The organism is Thiomicrorhabdus sp. 6S3-12 (assembly GCF_017571475.1).
GTDB lineage: Bacteria > Pseudomonadota > Gammaproteobacteria > Thiomicrospirales > Thiomicrospiraceae > Thiomicrorhabdus.
This window is the reverse complement of the sequence record NZ_JAGETW010000007.1, coordinates 15,683-31,604: the sequence shown is the minus strand read 5'-3', so window position 1 is coordinate 31,604 and position 15,922 is coordinate 15,683. Positions and strand designations below refer to the sequence as shown.

Genomic DNA, 15,922 nt, shown 5'->3' with positions numbered 1-15,922 from the left:
CAGGGGTTGGTAAGCACACGGGTTGCTAAGTACAAAAAAAGCCCGCATAAAGCGGGCTTTTCAAGCTAGGTATTTAAAACACGAGGTTTTAAATTACATACCTGCGTGACCGACACCTGGCGGATCTTCATGCATACGTTGTGGAACGTTATACTGAGGAGTTCCGTCTGGTAGACGACGCGCTTGACGATAGTTGTGAATATCACCTTTACCATCACCAACTTGCTCATCCGCACAGTTTTCCATACAACGAGTGTTATGGATTACAGGACGGTGGTCACAGAAGAAGTTACCCTGGTTTTTCATGAACTTGTTCTGTTTCATCAGGATTTCTGAGTTGTAGAAAGTATCATCTTCTAGCTCAGTACCTTCCGCATCAACCGGAATGTAGTTCGCTTGCATGATGTAACCAGTAATACCCATGTAACCCGCATCACCGATGAACGGAGCGTTTGGAGTCCAGAAAGGCATTGTACGACGGATGTAATCGAAGAACGTTACAGCGTACGGCCAGTAGTTACCAACAGTTTTCATTGGTGCTGGATCGAAGAAAGATGAAGTAACTAGGTTCTCTTCTACCGCTAGAGGTAGGTAACCTTTAGCACCTTCACCGAATTCACCGTGACACATACCGCAGTACTGAACGTAAACTTTCGCACCTTCTTCAACAGTCATACCAACTGAAGGATCAGGAAGACCTTTACCGTCACCGTCAACAACGATGTTCCACTTTTCTAGCGCTGATTCAGCGATAGGCGTACCGAAACCACGAGCTTCGAAACCAGAATCGTTGTAGTAGTTAGCTTTCGCGCTGTCGTGAACTTCTACGAATGCCGCAGGGATCTTACATTGCGCGTTACCGTGGTTACCACCATCGATGCTGTCATCTACTTCGAAAGAGTAAGGGTTAGCTGGATCTAGTTTAGATTCAAGACCGTCACGACCGTAAGTAGCGTCTTTACCCAGGATAGCTTCGATAACTTTAGCATCCAGGTATTTACCGTCTGCATCACGAATGATCTGTTCGTAGTTTGCAGCATATTTACCGTCGATTTTTTCACCAGAAGCAGAGTTGCTGTCTGAGTTACCAGACATCGCCATTGCAGAACCGGCAAATAGGGTTGCAACTGATGCTGCAACTAGAGTTTTCTTAGTACTGAACATTTTCAATCATGCCTCCGTTTTTGCCGTTTTCCCAAGCGTGTACGCGCCAAGTAACCATCGCAGTACGGTGGTAAACGTTGTTCGTACCTTCAAGTGCACGCATTTGCGGCATAGGCGGTTGAACGTAGCCGGTTTCGTCAGTTACACGGCTCATTAGGAATGCTTCTGAACCATCCCAATCCCATTCAACTTCGAAACGAGTCCAAGCTTTATCTAGAACCGGTGAAGTAAAGTGTGCTTCTTTCCAGTTTTTACCACCGTCGAAAGAAACATCAACGTGAGCAACTTTACCACGACCAGACCAAGCCAGACCACGTACGTAGTACTTACCAGGACCTTGCATTTTGAAGTCTGGAGATGGGTAAGTGATAACAGAGTTAGGCTCCATGTACCAAGAGAAACGCTGTGCAGTACCATCAGGCATAAGCTCAGTGTACTTAGAAGTTTCTTCACGGTGCTGTGCAGGTACATCGTGAACCTGGATACGACGTAGGTATTTAACCCACATGTTCGCTTCACAACCTGGAACAACTAGACGGATTGGGTAACCTTGCTCACGACGTAGCGCTTCACCGTTCTGAGCGTAAGCTACGAAACAGTCATCCATCGCTAGATCGATAGGAATAGAACGAGTTAGACCCGCTGCATCCGCACCTTCAGGAATAATCCACTTACCTTCTGGCTTGATACCCGCTTCTTTCAATAGGTCAGATAGACGTACACCAGTGTATTCAACACAAGACATCATACCGTGAGTCCACTGAACAGAGTTCAACTGAACACCTTTCCATTCCATTGCACCGTTAGCAGGACACTCAACGAAGTGGATACGTGAAACTGATGGGAAGCGTTTTAGATCATCCATAGTGAAGATCAATGGACGCTCAACAAGACCGTGGATTACCAGACGGTGCTCATCAGGGTTGATTGTAGGAACACCACCGTGGAAACGTTCGAAGTGTAGACCGTTTGGAGTGATGATACCGTGCAGGCTTTGCAGCGGAGTCATTGTGATAGACGCCATAGAGTCAGGAGTCAACCACTCAAGAGTACGACGCTGAACTTCTTTCTCGAAAGGAGAAGGCATACCGTAAGGATACTTACGAACACCGAAACCTAGAGATTTACGTGCCGCACCATCTTGTAGTACTTCAGTAATTTCTTCTTTACCCGCGTAAGGTGCTACAGCTTTTTTAGGATCGAATCCTGCACCGTCTGCTGCGCTAGCTGCTTTAGTGAACATCACACCACCAGCTACGGCCGCCGAACCTTTTAGAAAGGCACGACGTCCTTGATTACGGCTCTCTTCTGTTTGAACCGCAACCTTTTCTACGATTTTATCTGTCATTTATTGCTCCTTGAAGGTTTTACTGCTTGCGTACAGTACTACCCCAGATTCAAGAGTTAAATATTATTTTTTAGCCTAAACGAGCGACCATTTTGGCTATACAGTTATTGCTGGTCGCTAATCATAAAATTTATCCACAGCGACTGCAAGTGCAAACACCGAGAAAAATTAGGACTCTCTTATATAATTTTTTTATGGCAGCGATGGATCAAATCTATGTCATGAAATCTATCTGACAAAAACACATCATATTGTGGGTAGATCAGATCGAGAACAGATTGGCCCGGTTTTTGGATTTTCAATGTCTTCAGCCACTTGCGCTAAAAACTGCTGTAATTCATCAATCGACAAAACCGATAGAATCTTATTCATGATTTCCGGATGAATCGCGACGGTCGTATACAGACCGGACTGCAATTTGACTTGCACACCACAGGCATCGGCCAAAGCGCCCATACCATCGTTTCCTTCAACTTCAGCTGCCTGATCCCCGAAAAACAGTTCGTCGTAGTGCGCTTCAAGCACTTCCATAAGACTTTCATCATCCGTACTGGCGGTCACATTGAAAACCGCATCGTCTCCGGACGGCGAAGTTTCCTCTTCCATTTCCGCCTGCACATTGTTCTGCTGACAGAAATCCATATAGCGCTGGGCCAGAGTCCGACTAAAGAAAGTAAACTGCATCGGTTCCATTTTTCACTTATCTCCATACAAAAATACACATGAACGGTCGATTATAAAGCTGATAATCCCTAAAAAATAATGAATTTACTCTTGCGGTCGATTCTGACGCTTTAAATTTAAAAATGAGCCGAGTATTATTCCTAAACTAATTCGACAAAGCTTCGAAAACTATTCCTGTCGAAGCCAGCAAACCCTATAAACCGATTCTGAGAGGCCCTATGCTTAACCGCCAATTCCCGATCACCCGTATGCGCCGCATGCGTAAGGATGATTTTTCGCGTCGCCTGATGCGAGAAAATGTCTTAACCCCTAACGATCTGATCTATCCGATGTTCGTTATCGAGGGACATAATAGCCGCGAGCCGGTTAAATCCATGCCGGGCATTGAACGTTTAAGCATTGACCTGCTGGTCGAGGAAGCCAAAGAAATCCACGCCCTGGGAATTCCGATGATCGCCATTTTCCCGGTAACGCCAGCCGAAGCAAAATCGCTGGATGCAGCTGAGGCTTACAATCCTGAAGGCTTGGCACAGCGAGCGGTTCGCGCGATTAAGGAAGCGGTTCCGGAACTGGGCGTTATGACCGATGTCGCTCTGGATCCTTTTACCACCCACGGACAGGACGGCATTATCGATGACGATGGTTATGTTCTGAATGACGACACCATTGATGTTCTGATGCAACAAGCGCTTTCACACGCCGAAGCCGGTGCCGACGTCGTTGCTCCATCGGACATGATGGATGGACGCATTGTCGAAATCCGCGAACTACTGGAAGACCACGGTTACATCAATACCCGTATTATGGCCTACTCGGCTAAATATGCGTCCAGCTACTACGGACCTTTCCGCGACGCGGTCGGTTCCGCGGGTAACCTTGGCAAAGGCAATAAATATACCTACCAGATGGATCCCGCCAACCGCAACGAAGCCTTGCATGAAGTCGCTCTGGACCTGAACGAAGGTGCCGACATGGTAATGGTTAAGCCGGGCATCCCCTATCTGGACATCGTTCGCGACGTGAAGGAAAACTTTAAGGCGCCGACCTACGTCTATCACGTCAGCGGTGAATATGCGATGCTTAAAGCGGCTGCCGAAAAAGGCTGGATCGAAGAACAACCGGTAGTTCTGGAGACGTTGCTTAGTTGTAAACGCGCCGGTGCCGACGGCATTCTGACCTATTACGCCAAACTGGCTGCAATGTGGCTTCAGGATCAATAATCGAGCGCAACAAAAAGGCCTTAAAACGTAAGGCCTTTTTTTATTTTTCGACCTAACAAACTTTTCTTTTCCCTATCTTTTTTCTACATGGAATAATAAGCACTTTGATAAGTAAATTTTCAATACCCTTATATCCATGCCTTATCTGCACAGCCTTATTATCCTCTTCGGTCTCCTGCTACTGAACATCCACAAATGCCAGGCAAATGAGCAACTCGATGCCATTTTCGGGTATGCACCAAGCGAAACACCGCTTAATGTCGGAATCGGATTTGGCGTTCTTGAAGGCATGACATTCGAAGGCAGTATTGAAATCAACCCGCACATTAATCTCCGACTGGCGCATGCCCAGGGCGTCAAATACAAAAAATATGACCGTTATCTGGATTACGACTACCGCTACTACACCAATGGCGGCATGACATCGCTGATGCTGGATTATTTTCCCTTCAAAAGGGGATTTTTTCTCTCTTTCGGCTATGTCAGAAATAATTTCAAGATTCAGGGCGATTCGCAAATTCCGGAGGGAAGCTCTTACTCTTTCGGCGGCATGGAGCTTCTGGGAATCAACCTGATCAGTTTAAGCGCCACGGCAACCCAAGACATCACGCTTGACGGAAAAATTCGTTGGAAAGAGAGTGGCCCGCGCTTTTCGCTCGGATGGTTTTTCGATCTGACCAAGAATCTGAATCTGAAAATGGAGTTTGGTGCGCTCTTTTTCGGCGAACCGGAGCTCTACTTAGTCACCAGCGGCGAAGTCAACGGTGAAAATGTCAACAACATCGTGGAGGTCAACGAAGAAAAAGAACAACAGATCAAGAGTTTCGATAAAGACGCGTCCAAATACGATATTCTTCCTGTGGTTCACGTCGGGCTTAATTATCGCTTTTAAATATTTGCCATAGTTCCCTGCCCACGTAAAATAACCCGCAACATCAACTCAAACAGAAAGACGCCATGACAGATAAATATGCCGTAGTCGGCTACCCTATCGCCCACTCCAAATCGCCGCTGATTCACCGCCTGTTTGCCGAACAAACCGATCAGGACATCAGCTATGAAGCCATTCTAATCGACAATGAAGAGACCACTTTTGAGTGGAGCATGGCCGATTTGAAACAGCGCGGTTATAAAGGCATCAATATTACCGTCCCGTTCAAACTGGACGCTTTCGAGTATGCCGACACCCTGTCCAGCCGTGCGCAGAGCGCGCATGCCGTCAATACATTTCTGTTTGACGACGAAGGCAAGACTCATGGCGACAATACCGACGGCATCGGCTTGGTAAATGATATTGAACAAAACGGGCAACGCCCTTTTTCGGGCCAAAAGGTGCTGATTCTGGGCGCCGGCGGTGCGGTTCAGGGCATTATGGAACCGCTGTTGGCTAAAAATCCCGCCAGCGTTCATATCGCCAATCGCACGGCCAAACGCGCGGAAGTGCTCGGCAATCGCTTTACGACCGAAATCCCTATCAGTGCCAGCGGCTGGGAAGATATTCCATGCAGCGAAGGCTATGACATTATCATCAACGGAACCTCGGCCAGCCTGGACAATAAACTGCCTCCGGTTTCCGAAAAAGTCTTAACGCCGGACAGCCTGGTATATGACATGATGTATGGCGCGGAGCCGACCATCTTTATGCAATGGGCTAAAAAGCATCAGCCGGCGTGCGAAGTTATGGATGGGCTTGGCATGCTGGTCGGTCAGGCGGCCGAAGCGTTTTATCTGTGGCGCGGCGTCCGACCGGAAACGGCTCCAGTCATTGCCTCCGTTCGCGAAATGATGGCAAACTCGTAAACGCCAACTTCTTAAATCGGGCCTGAAAAAGACTTTTCTCAGGCTCTCGGCCATTTCAGTTGGTGTTTCAAGCAACTTTTGGCAGGGAGTTTGCGACTAAAAGCACGATTAATCTTCATCCTGCTGATAATCATTTTTCAGCTTCACATAATGCTCCGCCGAATACTTGAAGAAAGCGAGCTCTTTTTCTGTCAGCGGACGCGCCTGCTTGACCGGTGAACCGACATACAGATAACCGCTCTCAAGCACCTTCCCCGGAGGCACCAGTGCATTGGCGGCAACCAGAACGTGTTTTTGCACGACCGCATTGTCCAACACCACCGCACCCATACCGATCAGGCATTCGTCTTCAATAATGCAACCGTGCAAAACGGCATTATGACCGATAGTCACATCCTGACCGACAATACATTTCGAGCCTTTTGAAATATCACTTTCATGAGTGGTATGCACCACAACCCCATCCTGGATATTAGAACGCGGACCGATCTCGATATCGTTAACGTCACCTCGCAGGGTGGCATTCGGCCAGATGCTGACATCTTCCGCCAGAATGCATTTACCGATCACAACCGCACTTTCATCGACCCAGGCACTGGATTCGATTTTCGGGGCAATTCCTTTATATTTTCGAATGCTCATCACATTTCCCATAATCAATTTACTCTCAGGTAGGATTGTAATGATTAATCTCAAAATTAACAGTGGCGGCGATGTAAAGAGCCATAGACCCCACCTCCTGAAGCCCGGCGGCCAATAGCAAACTGTGCGCTTTCAATCTACGCCGGAGGATGAAAGGAATCCTTTCAAAAAGTATAAATTTCTTTGACTCTTTCCTTGATTTTGAAATAACCTTATTATCAAGTCATTAGTCAAAACTCTTGATATTTCAACTCCTTAAAACCAAGGAGGTCCAAAATGAACAGCCAAACAGCACAAAGCAAACTCGAAGAAGCCGTTTTGAATCGACGGATCGCGGAGCGGACCGAAGCGTGCATTCCGACCGTTGTGGTAGATAAAAATACGATGAGTTACAGCATAATTACCGACTTTTCCGATACGGGGTTACGCCTGAATATTCCTTATCCGCTGGCACCGGACGATGAAGTCGAATTAATCATTAAGCCTAAGAACGACCCTCTGGCGAAACCGGTGCACGTCAAATTAACGGTTAAACACTGCCGTGAAGAGAACCCGCAGAGCTTTTCCATCGGCGGGCAGCTCAAATACTGCTTTGACGGCCTTAAAATGCTGTTGCAAACCTACTCCCAGAAACAAACCGGCAATTCACTTAAAGACCGTCTCGGTTTTATTCTCGCTTAAGCCAAACTTAGCGAATAATTTCCCCGTAAACAAAAAAGCCGCTGAGAAACTCAGCGGCTTTTTTGTTTTCAAAGGCGGCAGATGGATTAACGCATCGTGACCAATTCTTCCGAACTGGACGGATGAATAGCGATGGTTGCATCCAGATCAGCTTTAGTGGCATTCATCTGAACCGCCACGGCAAACCCTTGCAACATCTCATCCGCACCGTCGCCGACAATATGGATTCCAACAACACGCTCTTCTTCACCGACAACCACCAGTTTCAAAGCCGTTTTGATCTGATGTTCGGTAAAGGCATAACGCATCGGAGTAAAGATTGAAGTGTACACCTTCACATTGTCATGCCCGTATTCGCGACGCGCATCATGTTCGGCCAGACCAACCGTTCCGACCGGTGGATGCGAGAAAATCACCGTTGGCACCGCGTGCAGATCAAGGATCATTTCCGGCTTGTTGTTGTACAGACGCTCCGCAAGGTAACGTCCGGCACGAATAGCGACTGGCGTCAGTTGCGGCTGCCCGGTAACATCACCGATCGCATAGATATTATCAACAGAAGTCTTATGACGCTCGTCAACCTCGATAAACCCTCTACCGTTTGCAGACAGACCGGCATTCTGCAGCTGAAGCGGTTCGATCAGCGTTTCGCGCCCTACCGCCCAGACAACCTGGTCGAAACCGCCGATCTGCTGACCGTCAGTACTGAATACCGTCAGGGTGCCGTCGGCTTCTTTGTGCAGCTTTTTAACCGCAAAGTGATACTCTTTTTTAATGCCGCTGGTAATCATCGCATCGGTCAGGGTTTCACGAATCATATCGTCAAATCCGCGTAAAACCAGATCCTTACGGCTGACAAGAGTCGTTTCGGTTCCCAGTGCCTGGAAAACGCCCGCCAATTCAACGGCAATATAGCCGCTACCGATGACTGCTACTTTTTTCGGCTGCTCTTTCAATGCAAAGAAACCGTCGGAAGTAATACCCAGATCACCGTTTTCAGTCTCCTGAGGAATCGTCGGTTGCCCGCCCGGAGCGATCACAATCGTTTCCGCGGTATAGGTTTTACCGTCAACTTCAACCGTATGCTCATCGACAAAGGAACCCCAGCCATGCAGAACATCCACACCCTTGTCGGCCATATAGCCTCCATACCAGGTATTGATGTTCGTAATATACTGCTCGCGCTGCTCAACCAGTTTGCCCCAGTCGAAACCATCCTGTTTCACGTGAAAACCATAATCCGGAGCATCGCGTAAAGCTTCGGCGATGTGCGCACCAAACCACATTACCTTTTTAGGAACGCAGCCGATATTAACGCAGGTTCCACCAAGCTTTTTCGCTTCAACCACTGCACACTTTTTTCCGTACTCGGCAGCACGCTCCACAACGGATAGACCGCCGCTTCCGGCACCAATCGCAATTAAGTCGTAATCATATGCCATTAAAATTCATCCTTGCCTCTGATCTTCAACAGAGGTTTTACTACGCAGTAAAAGAAAGGGCGCCGGTCATGCCGATATCATGCAGCATGACCATTGCGCCCTCAACGGTTGTGTTTCAACAGGAGTTGAAGCTTATTTCTTCGCTAGATAAGCTTCCAACTCTTCGGAACCACCGACGTATTCCCCGTCGATAAAGATTTGTGGAACCGTTCCTGCATTGGCTACCGCACGCAAAGTACGAGAAGTCACACCTGAGTGAGAAACCTTGATCTCTTCATAGTGGATATTGGCATCTTCAAGCATTGATTTCGCTTTCGCGCAGAAAGGACAACCGTCTTTACTGAAGACTGTTGCAACACTTGGGTGCTTCGCATTCGGGTTGATGTAGCTCAACATAGTGTCTGCATCAGAAACTTCGAATGGGTCACCTGGAACTTCCGGCTCAATGAACATTTTCTCGATAACGCCATCTTTAACCAGCATTGAATAACGCCATGAACGCATACCGAAACCTAGGTCTTCTTTATTGACCAGCATTCCCATGCCTTCAGAAAACTCGCCGTTTCCGTCTGGAATCAGACGAACGTTATCCGCTTCCTGATCCGCAGCCCATTCGTTCATAACAAACGTATCGTTAACCGACATACAGACGATTTCATCTACACCGTTTTCAAAGAAAACCGGAGCCAACTCGTTATAACGTGGCAGGTGAGTAGATGAACAGGTTGGTGTAAACGCGCCTGGAAGCGAGAAAACCACAACTGTTTTACCTTTAAAGATTTCGTCAGTCGTAACATTGACCCACTGGTTGTTCTGACGGGTCGGGAAAGTGACATTAGGTACGCTTTGACCTTCACGATTTGGTAGAGCCATTTAGGAATTCTCCTCATTACTTGGTTGAGCTTAGAAAAATATAAGTCATTAGATTTTTTTGTGACTTGTGGCTAGTCTATAGAAAATCCATATATTAGTAAAATTGAATCTTTCTTATAAATAGATAGTTTTTACCTATTAGGAACCGGTCACAAAATACTGTGACCAATACATTAGCACGGCTACGCAAATATGTTTAGCCCCGAACGCATTCGGATGATAAAAAAGCGTCCCAATCCGCGATTTTTTTTCAGATCACTGCAAGGTGGAACCCTGCAGTTTGCGCATAAACGGCTCCAGAAGATCCTTTTCCTGAGCATATTTCATCAGCAAGCCCAATACCGCCTGATCTTCGTGCTGCGAGGCTATACGAGCGGCCAACTGAAAATCTTTTTCGGTGACATCCCCTTTAAAGCCGCCCAACTCCAACAGAGCGGCGGCGACACCGACATTCTGCAATAGGCAGGCTGCCTGCAAGGCCTTAACCGGCTCGCCGGTCGCATCCTTACCGACCTCCAACTGCGGAGAAACAAAGTACTCCTGAACCAGAACCTTGGTCATCCAATAGTTCATCTCCGGTTCCGCTTCGCTTTCCAATGCATGCATAAACATCTCTTTCGGATCGGTCTGGTGACGATTCACCAGTGTCTTGACGATATTCGAAAAAGAGTCGCGATTTTTTTCATCAAACCCTAATAAATTCATTATGACATCCAAATTTTCATTCAATCTTTTCGCGAGTGGCTTTCGGCCAAAGCCACCCCACAAGCCACAGCAGATGCCCAGGCCCATTGGAAGTTAAAACCACCCAACTGCCCGGTCACATCCAGTACTTCACCAATAAAATACAATCCCGGCCGTTTTTTCGCCTCGAACGTTTTCGACGATATCTCATCCGTGTCGACGCCGCCCAGAGTGACCTCGGCCTTCTCGTATCCGCCGGTTTGCGACGGATACAGTTCCCAATGCGTCACAAGGCGGGCATAAGCCTCCAATTGCGCATCGCTGCAATTTGCCGGTTCGATCTGCAAAGGGGACAGCGCTAACCAAAAGTTAACAAAACGTTTTGGCCAGAATTCGTGTAGCCATTTGGCAAGACTGCCGGCACCTTGTCGGAGCTTTTTCAGTTCGGCCACAACGTCCACCATCGGCAACAGATCGACCACGATCGCCTCCCCTTCCCGCCAATAGTTCGAAGCCTGCAAAACTGCCGGTCCGCTTACACCCTGATGGGTAAACAGCATCGCTTCTGCAAAACGCATCGAACCGGCTGTAATCGCCACATCCAGCGAAAGCCCCGACAACTCTGCACAGCGTTGCTGCCATTTTCCGGAAAAATTCAACGGCACCAATCCGGGTCTTTGCGGCAAGACCCGTAAACCGAACTGTTCCGCCAATTCATAACCGAAGCCGCTGGCTTTAAGCTTTGGAAAAGAACGTGCGCCAGTCGCGACAACCAGTTGCTTTGCCAAAAACCGCCCCTGAGATGTCAGTACTTGATAGTGCTGATCACTATAAGTCACCTTTTCGACGGCATTTTTCAGCGAAAACTGCACCCCCGCCCAATCGCACTCTGTACGCAGAATCTGAATCAGATCCGAAGCGCGATTGGTGCAGAACAACTTGCCCAGCTCACGCTCTTCGTACTCCAGTCCGTGACGATCGACCAACTCGATGAAAGCGCTACTCGGATAACGAGACAGAGCGCTTTTAACAAAATGCGGATTTTGGCAGATGTAATTCTTGGGCGTGACATCCAGATTAGTGAAATTACACTTGCCCCCTCCGGAAATGCGGATTTTCGCCGCTGCTTTGGGCGCATGATCGATCACCAATACCGACAACCCCTGATAACCCGCTGTCGCGGAGCACATCAGCCCTGCCGCACCGGCGCCGAGAATAATAACATCCCAATCTTGTTGCAGGCTCATCAGTACAGCGGCTCCCACAGCATATTACGGCGCTCGATCTCCGCTTTAATCTCAGTCATGCCACGTTCGGCTTGATCTTCCTTTCCTTCTACGCCCAACTCAATAAACCGCCGCCCATCTTCGTTAATCTTCGGCAAGCTGAACAGACGCAAAGTCGGAAATCGCAGCTCAAATTGCTCCATAAATTCGATCCATTCGGACTCCTGACCGTCCGTAATCAGCACCGCGTGTTCCACATTGCTCTCTCTGAACAGCGCTTGATAATGGTTATCCAAAACCCACTCCATCATCGGTTTGGCCATCATCGGAAACCCGGGCATAAAGTGATGCTGTCTGATGGAAAATCCCGGCACACGGTTATAGGCATTCGGAATAATCTCCGCCCCCGCAGGGTATTCAGCCATACGAATTCTCTGCGGATAGGCTTCTGCGCCGAACTGCGCTTCAATTTCGGCCACCGCCTGCGGGTGACGCTCCAACGGCAGCGCCAAAGCCGCCGCGGAGCATTGCCGAGTGCGGTCGTCCGGCGTCGCACCGATGCCACCGAAACAGAACACGATATCCCCGCTGGCGAAACTGCGACTCAGCGTCTGTTGCAGACGCTCAGGTTCGTCGCCGAGGATCTGCACCCAACTCAGCGCCAGACCACGCGGACGAAGCAGTTCGTTCGCCTGCGCCAGATGCCGGTCCTGACGTTTTCCGGAAAGCACCTCATCCCCAATTATGATCAAGCCTATTGTCGGCACGCGAACTTACCTCCCATCGCAGAATGCCAGCTATGGCATAATAAGCGCCCGTTAGCTGTGCATTAATCCCGAGTTTCGTTGCTCGAGTTTTGTTCGAACAAAGTCCTCAAACCCCGGTGCTAAATGCGCCTTATTATAAAGTGATTAAGATCCTATGTCTTTGCCAACCGTATTAACCATTGCCGGCTCGGATCCCAGCGGAGGCGCGGGTATTCAGGCTGACTGCAAAAGCATTCATGCACTGGGCGGTTATGCCTTATCGGTCGCCACCGCTCTGACGGCGCAAAATTCGCAAGGTGTGCAAGGCGTCTATCCGGTATCCGCAGACGCCTTCAAGGCGCAGCTCGACAGCCTGCTTGCGGATTATCAGATTGACGCGGTTAAAATCGGCATGCTGGCGGAGGCGAGCAAAATTGAAACCGTCTCCGAGCTGCTTGAAAACCTGTCGGTTCCGGTCGTGCTTGATCCGGTTCTAGTCAGTTCCAGCGGCACTGTTTTACTGCAACAGAAAGCCATTCAAAACCTGACAGAAAAGCTTCTGCCGCAAGTGACTTTAGTCACACCGAATCTTCCGGAAGCGCAACTACTCTTGAAACAGGCGGGTTTCAACGACTCTCTGCAAAAAGCTTTACAGGATAACGAAACCATTCCGGCTCGGGCCTTTGCCGAGATGGGAATACAGAATCTTCTGCTGAAGGGTGGGCATCAGACCGGGAGTATGGCGTGCGACGCACTCTTTGAAAAGTTGCAGTCGGAGCCTCAAATTCATTCTTTCTGCAAGCCCCGCCTGCAGGTGCAGCACAGCCACGGGACCGGCTGCACTCTCTCGTCGGCCATCGCAACCTTTCTGGCCCGCGGCGAAACGCTGCCTAACGCGGTTCAAAAAAGCAAACAGTATCTGCATCAGACACTCGCTTATGCCGGACAGGCTCAACCGCATTACCGCTCATCGTTGCAAGAGAGTGAACGCAAAGGCGGGCTGAATCATTTTCTGATGGGCATGAATCAGGACGGAACCGAATAAAACCTTATTCGGTCGCCTTATGGACGTCCTCTTTGACGTCTTTGGCTTCATCGGAAACCGAGTCGATCACCGACATGGTGGAATCTCCGGTTTTTTCCAAATACTCGATGACCTCTTCAGCCCCCTGTACGGCGCTCTTAGCCAGATCGCGGCTACCGAACCAGTCAAACATGATTGCCAATGCGATAAAAATCAACAGCCAGACAATAATACTGATAAAGCCAAAAATTCTCATTCTACGCTTCCTTTGCTCATGAACCGAAAAGCCCGAACCTGCCCGGGATTTTCCAGAAATCTATCATAACAGCCAATGATCCCGATAGGAATTATCTACTTTTGCCGCTTTCCGGAACGCCATTCGCGAATCTGAAAACGCGCCGGATGCGAAGCCTGATACAGCGACTGCGCCAGAGGCAAGGCCTGCCCGAAAATTTCGGCGCAAATCATCTCGGCCGCCAAAAAAACCGAAATCATGCCGCGGGCACCATGCCCGTTGGAAATATACAGATGCGGCAAATACGCTTGCCGCGGATACTGAAATAGCGCTTTAGTATGCGACTGCGCCAAATACGCCTGCTGCATAAAATCCCAATCGGCCACAGGCCCGACGATCGGCAAATGATCCGGTGTTGTCGGCCGAAAAGCAATCCGGCCGTTCTCTGTGTGTGCAAACTCAGCAGCGGCAACCAGTAACCAATCCGGCAAAGCCTCTTCAGCCGCCTGCAAATTATGCCGATGTCCGGCAAGTGAAAGTTCCGTTCCCATATCGGGCGCTTCAAAGGTCGCACCGCTGACCCACTGTCCGCTCGCCGTCGGAGAAGAGTAGCCGCCATGAGTGACCGCCATTTGCAGCGGTTTCTGAGTATCACTGTCCTGAAGATGGGTAACCTGCCCCTTTACCGGACGCAAAGGCGCTTGAAGGACTGAATTCAGCGTTTGATCCAGACTGGCGGTGGCAAACACCAGCGCATCGGCCTGATACAATTCAGCCCCGACAGAAACTTGCCATAGCCCTTGCTGATAATCCCACTCGTCAACCTGCTTATTTAACTCAAGAGTGATATTCGGGTGCGCCAGACAGGTTTCAACAACGGATTTCGGATAGATCCAGCCGCTGTCGGCATATAAGATTCCCGGACTGGCCCGATTCATTCCGACAAGTTCCGCAGCCTCCCGCTCGTCGACCCATCTGGCGACCTCCTCAGGCACCCCGACTCGTTCCTTAGACTGCAACCAGTGCGCATGCAGCTTATCGTCTGTCGCCAGCTGAATAAGCCCTTTCAAATCCCCCTGAACCTTGCCCTGAAGCAACCAGGGCTTCAGCCAACGCATGGCACTTTGATATCCGGCCCAATACCAGCGTGAACGCAGATTCCAGTCTGCAGTAATCAGCGGATGCAAAGTACCGGCCAGATTGCCCGATGCCTGAGTCGCAACCGCGCACGCTTTCTCCAGAACCGTCACTTTAACGCCCTTTTCAGCCAAGGCGTAAGCGGTCGTAGCGCCGGCCAGCCCGGCACCGACCACAATCGCCGTCTTCACTTGCGGCAGATTCTGTTGCTCCGGTCGCTCAAACCATGGGGCTTTGCTGCTGACCGGTCGCTTATGCGCCATTTTCCCGTAACACATTTCGCGTTTGCGGCCGAAGCCCTTGTCTTTGCTAACCTCAAAGCCGACTTCCTGCAAACCGCGACGCACGATACCGGCGGCGGTAAAGGTGGCAAACGTTGTCCCGGCATGACTTAAACGCGCCATATTCTGAAACAGCGAAGCCTGCCACATCTGCGGGTTTTTCGACGGCGCAAATCCGTCCAAAAACCAGGCATCGACCGCACCCATCGGGCTCGAATCACACTCTTTAAACCCTTCCTGAATATCGCCGAACCACAGACTTAAACGGATATTCAATTCGGGGAGGTAAAGATCATGCCAGCCGGGCAACAACGGCGGATAAATCGCCTGCAGCAGGGCCGATTGCTCGGCAATTTCCGGAAACGTCTGATGCACCCGACACAGGTCCTGCAGGCGCATCGGATACTTTTCAAAGGAGATAAAATGTAACTCGCCCACCGGCGCCTTCCCCTGCCAAATCTGCTGCCAGAGCTGCACCGCTGCGAGAAAATTCAATCCGGAGCCAAAACCGCTTTCGGCAATGCGAAAAACCTTATTCGGCAGACCGCGATTCAAGTCTGCAAAACGCTGCGCCAGAAAGTTGTGTTGCAGAAAGTTGTAACGGGTTTCATTCAGCCCGTCCTGCTGGGAAAAATAGCTGTCATCAAATTCGCTGGCAAAGGGAACCTTATCCTGCCAAAACAATTCTGCCGGCTGCAAAGCAATTTTTTTCATGGTTGTATTTTCTTAATCAAA

At 49.4% G+C, this 15,922-nt stretch carries 16 protein-coding genes; 5 read left to right on the top strand and 11 right to left on the bottom strand.

Translation table 11 applies throughout. The features are described from left to right. Positions 1 to 93: 93 nt before the first annotated feature. The 3 genes from J3999_RS08970 to J3999_RS08960 form a co-directional block, all read right to left on the bottom strand. A complete protein-coding gene (locus J3999_RS08970) occupies positions 94 to 1,164 on the bottom strand; it encodes a c-type cytochrome (RefSeq protein WP_208127694.1) in 1,071 nt (356 codons plus the stop codon). Further along, the gene (gene soxC, locus J3999_RS08965; protein ID WP_173283804.1) at positions 1,151 to 2,512 is read right to left on the bottom strand and encodes a sulfite dehydrogenase; all 1,362 of its coding nucleotides are present in this window, start codon (positions 2,510 to 2,512) and stop codon (positions 1,151 to 1,153) included. The genes J3999_RS08970 and soxC overlap by 14 nt, the downstream gene beginning before the upstream one ends. 246 nt (positions 2,513 to 2,758) lie before the next feature. Beyond that, a complete protein-coding gene (locus J3999_RS08960) occupies positions 2,759 to 3,205 on the bottom strand; it encodes a hypothetical protein (RefSeq protein ID WP_173283803.1) in 447 nt (148 codons plus the stop codon). A 209-nt stretch (positions 3,206 to 3,414) separates the two neighbouring features. On the opposite strand from J3999_RS08960, the gene hemB reads away from it, so the two are divergent. From hemB to aroE, 3 genes are all read left to right on the top strand, one after another. Continuing rightward, positions 3,415 to 4,416, top strand: a complete 1,002-nt coding sequence (gene hemB, locus J3999_RS08955; RefSeq protein ID WP_173283802.1) for a porphobilinogen synthase — start codon at positions 3,415 to 3,417, stop codon at positions 4,414 to 4,416. A gap of 136 nt (positions 4,417 to 4,552) precedes the next feature. Beyond that, positions 4,553 to 5,308 carry a hypothetical protein gene (locus tag J3999_RS08950; protein WP_208127564.1) on the top strand — a complete coding sequence of 252 codons (756 nt, stop codon included), beginning with the start codon at positions 4,553 to 4,555 and terminating at the stop codon, positions 5,306 to 5,308. 65 nt (positions 5,309 to 5,373) lie between these two features. Next, positions 5,374 to 6,216 (top strand): shikimate dehydrogenase, encoded by an 843-nt coding sequence (gene aroE, locus J3999_RS08945; RefSeq protein WP_208127563.1) that lies wholly within the window; start codon positions 5,374 to 5,376, stop codon positions 6,214 to 6,216. Between the two features lie 108 nt (positions 6,217 to 6,324). Here the strand turns inward: aroE and J3999_RS08940 are convergent, their stop codons facing one another. Continuing rightward, positions 6,325 to 6,858, bottom strand: coding sequence for a gamma carbonic anhydrase family protein (locus J3999_RS08940; protein WP_208127562.1), 534 nt, complete (start codon positions 6,856 to 6,858; stop codon positions 6,325 to 6,327). 276 nt (positions 6,859 to 7,134) lie between these two features. On the opposite strand from J3999_RS08940, the gene J3999_RS08935 reads away from it, so the two are divergent. Next, positions 7,135 to 7,539 carry a PilZ domain-containing protein gene (locus J3999_RS08935; protein ID WP_208127561.1) on the top strand — a complete coding sequence of 135 codons (405 nt, stop codon included), beginning with the start codon at positions 7,135 to 7,137 and terminating at the stop codon, positions 7,537 to 7,539. Positions 7,540 to 7,625: 86 nt separating this feature from the next. On the opposite strand, the gene gorA is transcribed toward J3999_RS08935, so the two are convergent. The 5 genes from gorA to J3999_RS08910 form a co-directional block, all read right to left on the bottom strand. After that, on the bottom strand, positions 7,626 to 8,981 hold the full coding sequence (gene gorA / locus J3999_RS08930; RefSeq protein ID WP_208127560.1) for a glutathione-disulfide reductase: 1,356 nt from the start codon (positions 8,979 to 8,981) through the stop codon (positions 7,626 to 7,628). A gap of 132 nt (positions 8,982 to 9,113) precedes the next feature. Continuing rightward, a complete protein-coding gene (locus J3999_RS08925; RefSeq protein ID WP_173283795.1) occupies positions 9,114 to 9,854 on the bottom strand; it encodes a glutathione peroxidase in 741 nt (246 codons plus the stop codon). Between the two features lie 255 nt (positions 9,855 to 10,109). Continuing rightward, positions 10,110 to 10,559: a hypothetical protein gene (locus J3999_RS08920; protein WP_208127559.1), complete on the bottom strand. Its 450-nt coding sequence runs from the start codon at positions 10,557 to 10,559 to the stop codon at positions 10,110 to 10,112. Positions 10,560 to 10,579: 20 nt separating this feature from the next. Continuing rightward, positions 10,580 to 11,785: an NAD(P)/FAD-dependent oxidoreductase gene (locus J3999_RS08915; RefSeq protein WP_208127558.1), complete on the bottom strand. Its 1,206-nt coding sequence runs from the start codon at positions 11,783 to 11,785 to the stop codon at positions 10,580 to 10,582. Continuing rightward, positions 11,785 to 12,531 (bottom strand): molybdopterin-binding protein, encoded by a 747-nt coding sequence (locus J3999_RS08910; RefSeq protein WP_208127557.1) that lies wholly within the window; start codon positions 12,529 to 12,531, stop codon positions 11,785 to 11,787. The genes J3999_RS08915 and J3999_RS08910 overlap by 1 nt, the downstream gene beginning before the upstream one ends. 154 nt (positions 12,532 to 12,685) lie before the next feature. On the opposite strand from J3999_RS08910, the gene thiD reads away from it, so the two are divergent. Beyond that, on the top strand, positions 12,686 to 13,555 hold the full coding sequence (thiD, locus tag J3999_RS08905; protein ID WP_208127556.1) for a bifunctional hydroxymethylpyrimidine kinase/phosphomethylpyrimidine kinase: 870 nt from the start codon (positions 12,686 to 12,688) through the stop codon (positions 13,553 to 13,555). Positions 13,556 to 13,559: 4 nt separating this feature from the next. Here thiD and J3999_RS08900 read toward each other — a convergent pair whose 3' ends face one another. Together J3999_RS08900 and mnmC are read right to left on the bottom strand one after the other, a co-directional pair. Then, positions 13,560 to 13,790, bottom strand: a complete 231-nt coding sequence (locus J3999_RS08900) for a hypothetical protein (protein ID WP_208127555.1) — start codon at positions 13,788 to 13,790, stop codon at positions 13,560 to 13,562. 95 nt (positions 13,791 to 13,885) lie between these two features. After that, positions 13,886 to 15,901, bottom strand: coding sequence for a bifunctional tRNA (5-methylaminomethyl-2-thiouridine)(34)-methyltransferase MnmD/FAD-dependent 5-carboxymethylaminomethyl-2-thiouridine(34) oxidoreductase MnmC (gene mnmC / locus J3999_RS08895; RefSeq protein WP_208127554.1), 2,016 nt, complete (start codon positions 15,899 to 15,901; stop codon positions 13,886 to 13,888). Positions 15,902 to 15,922: the final 21 nt, after the last annotated feature.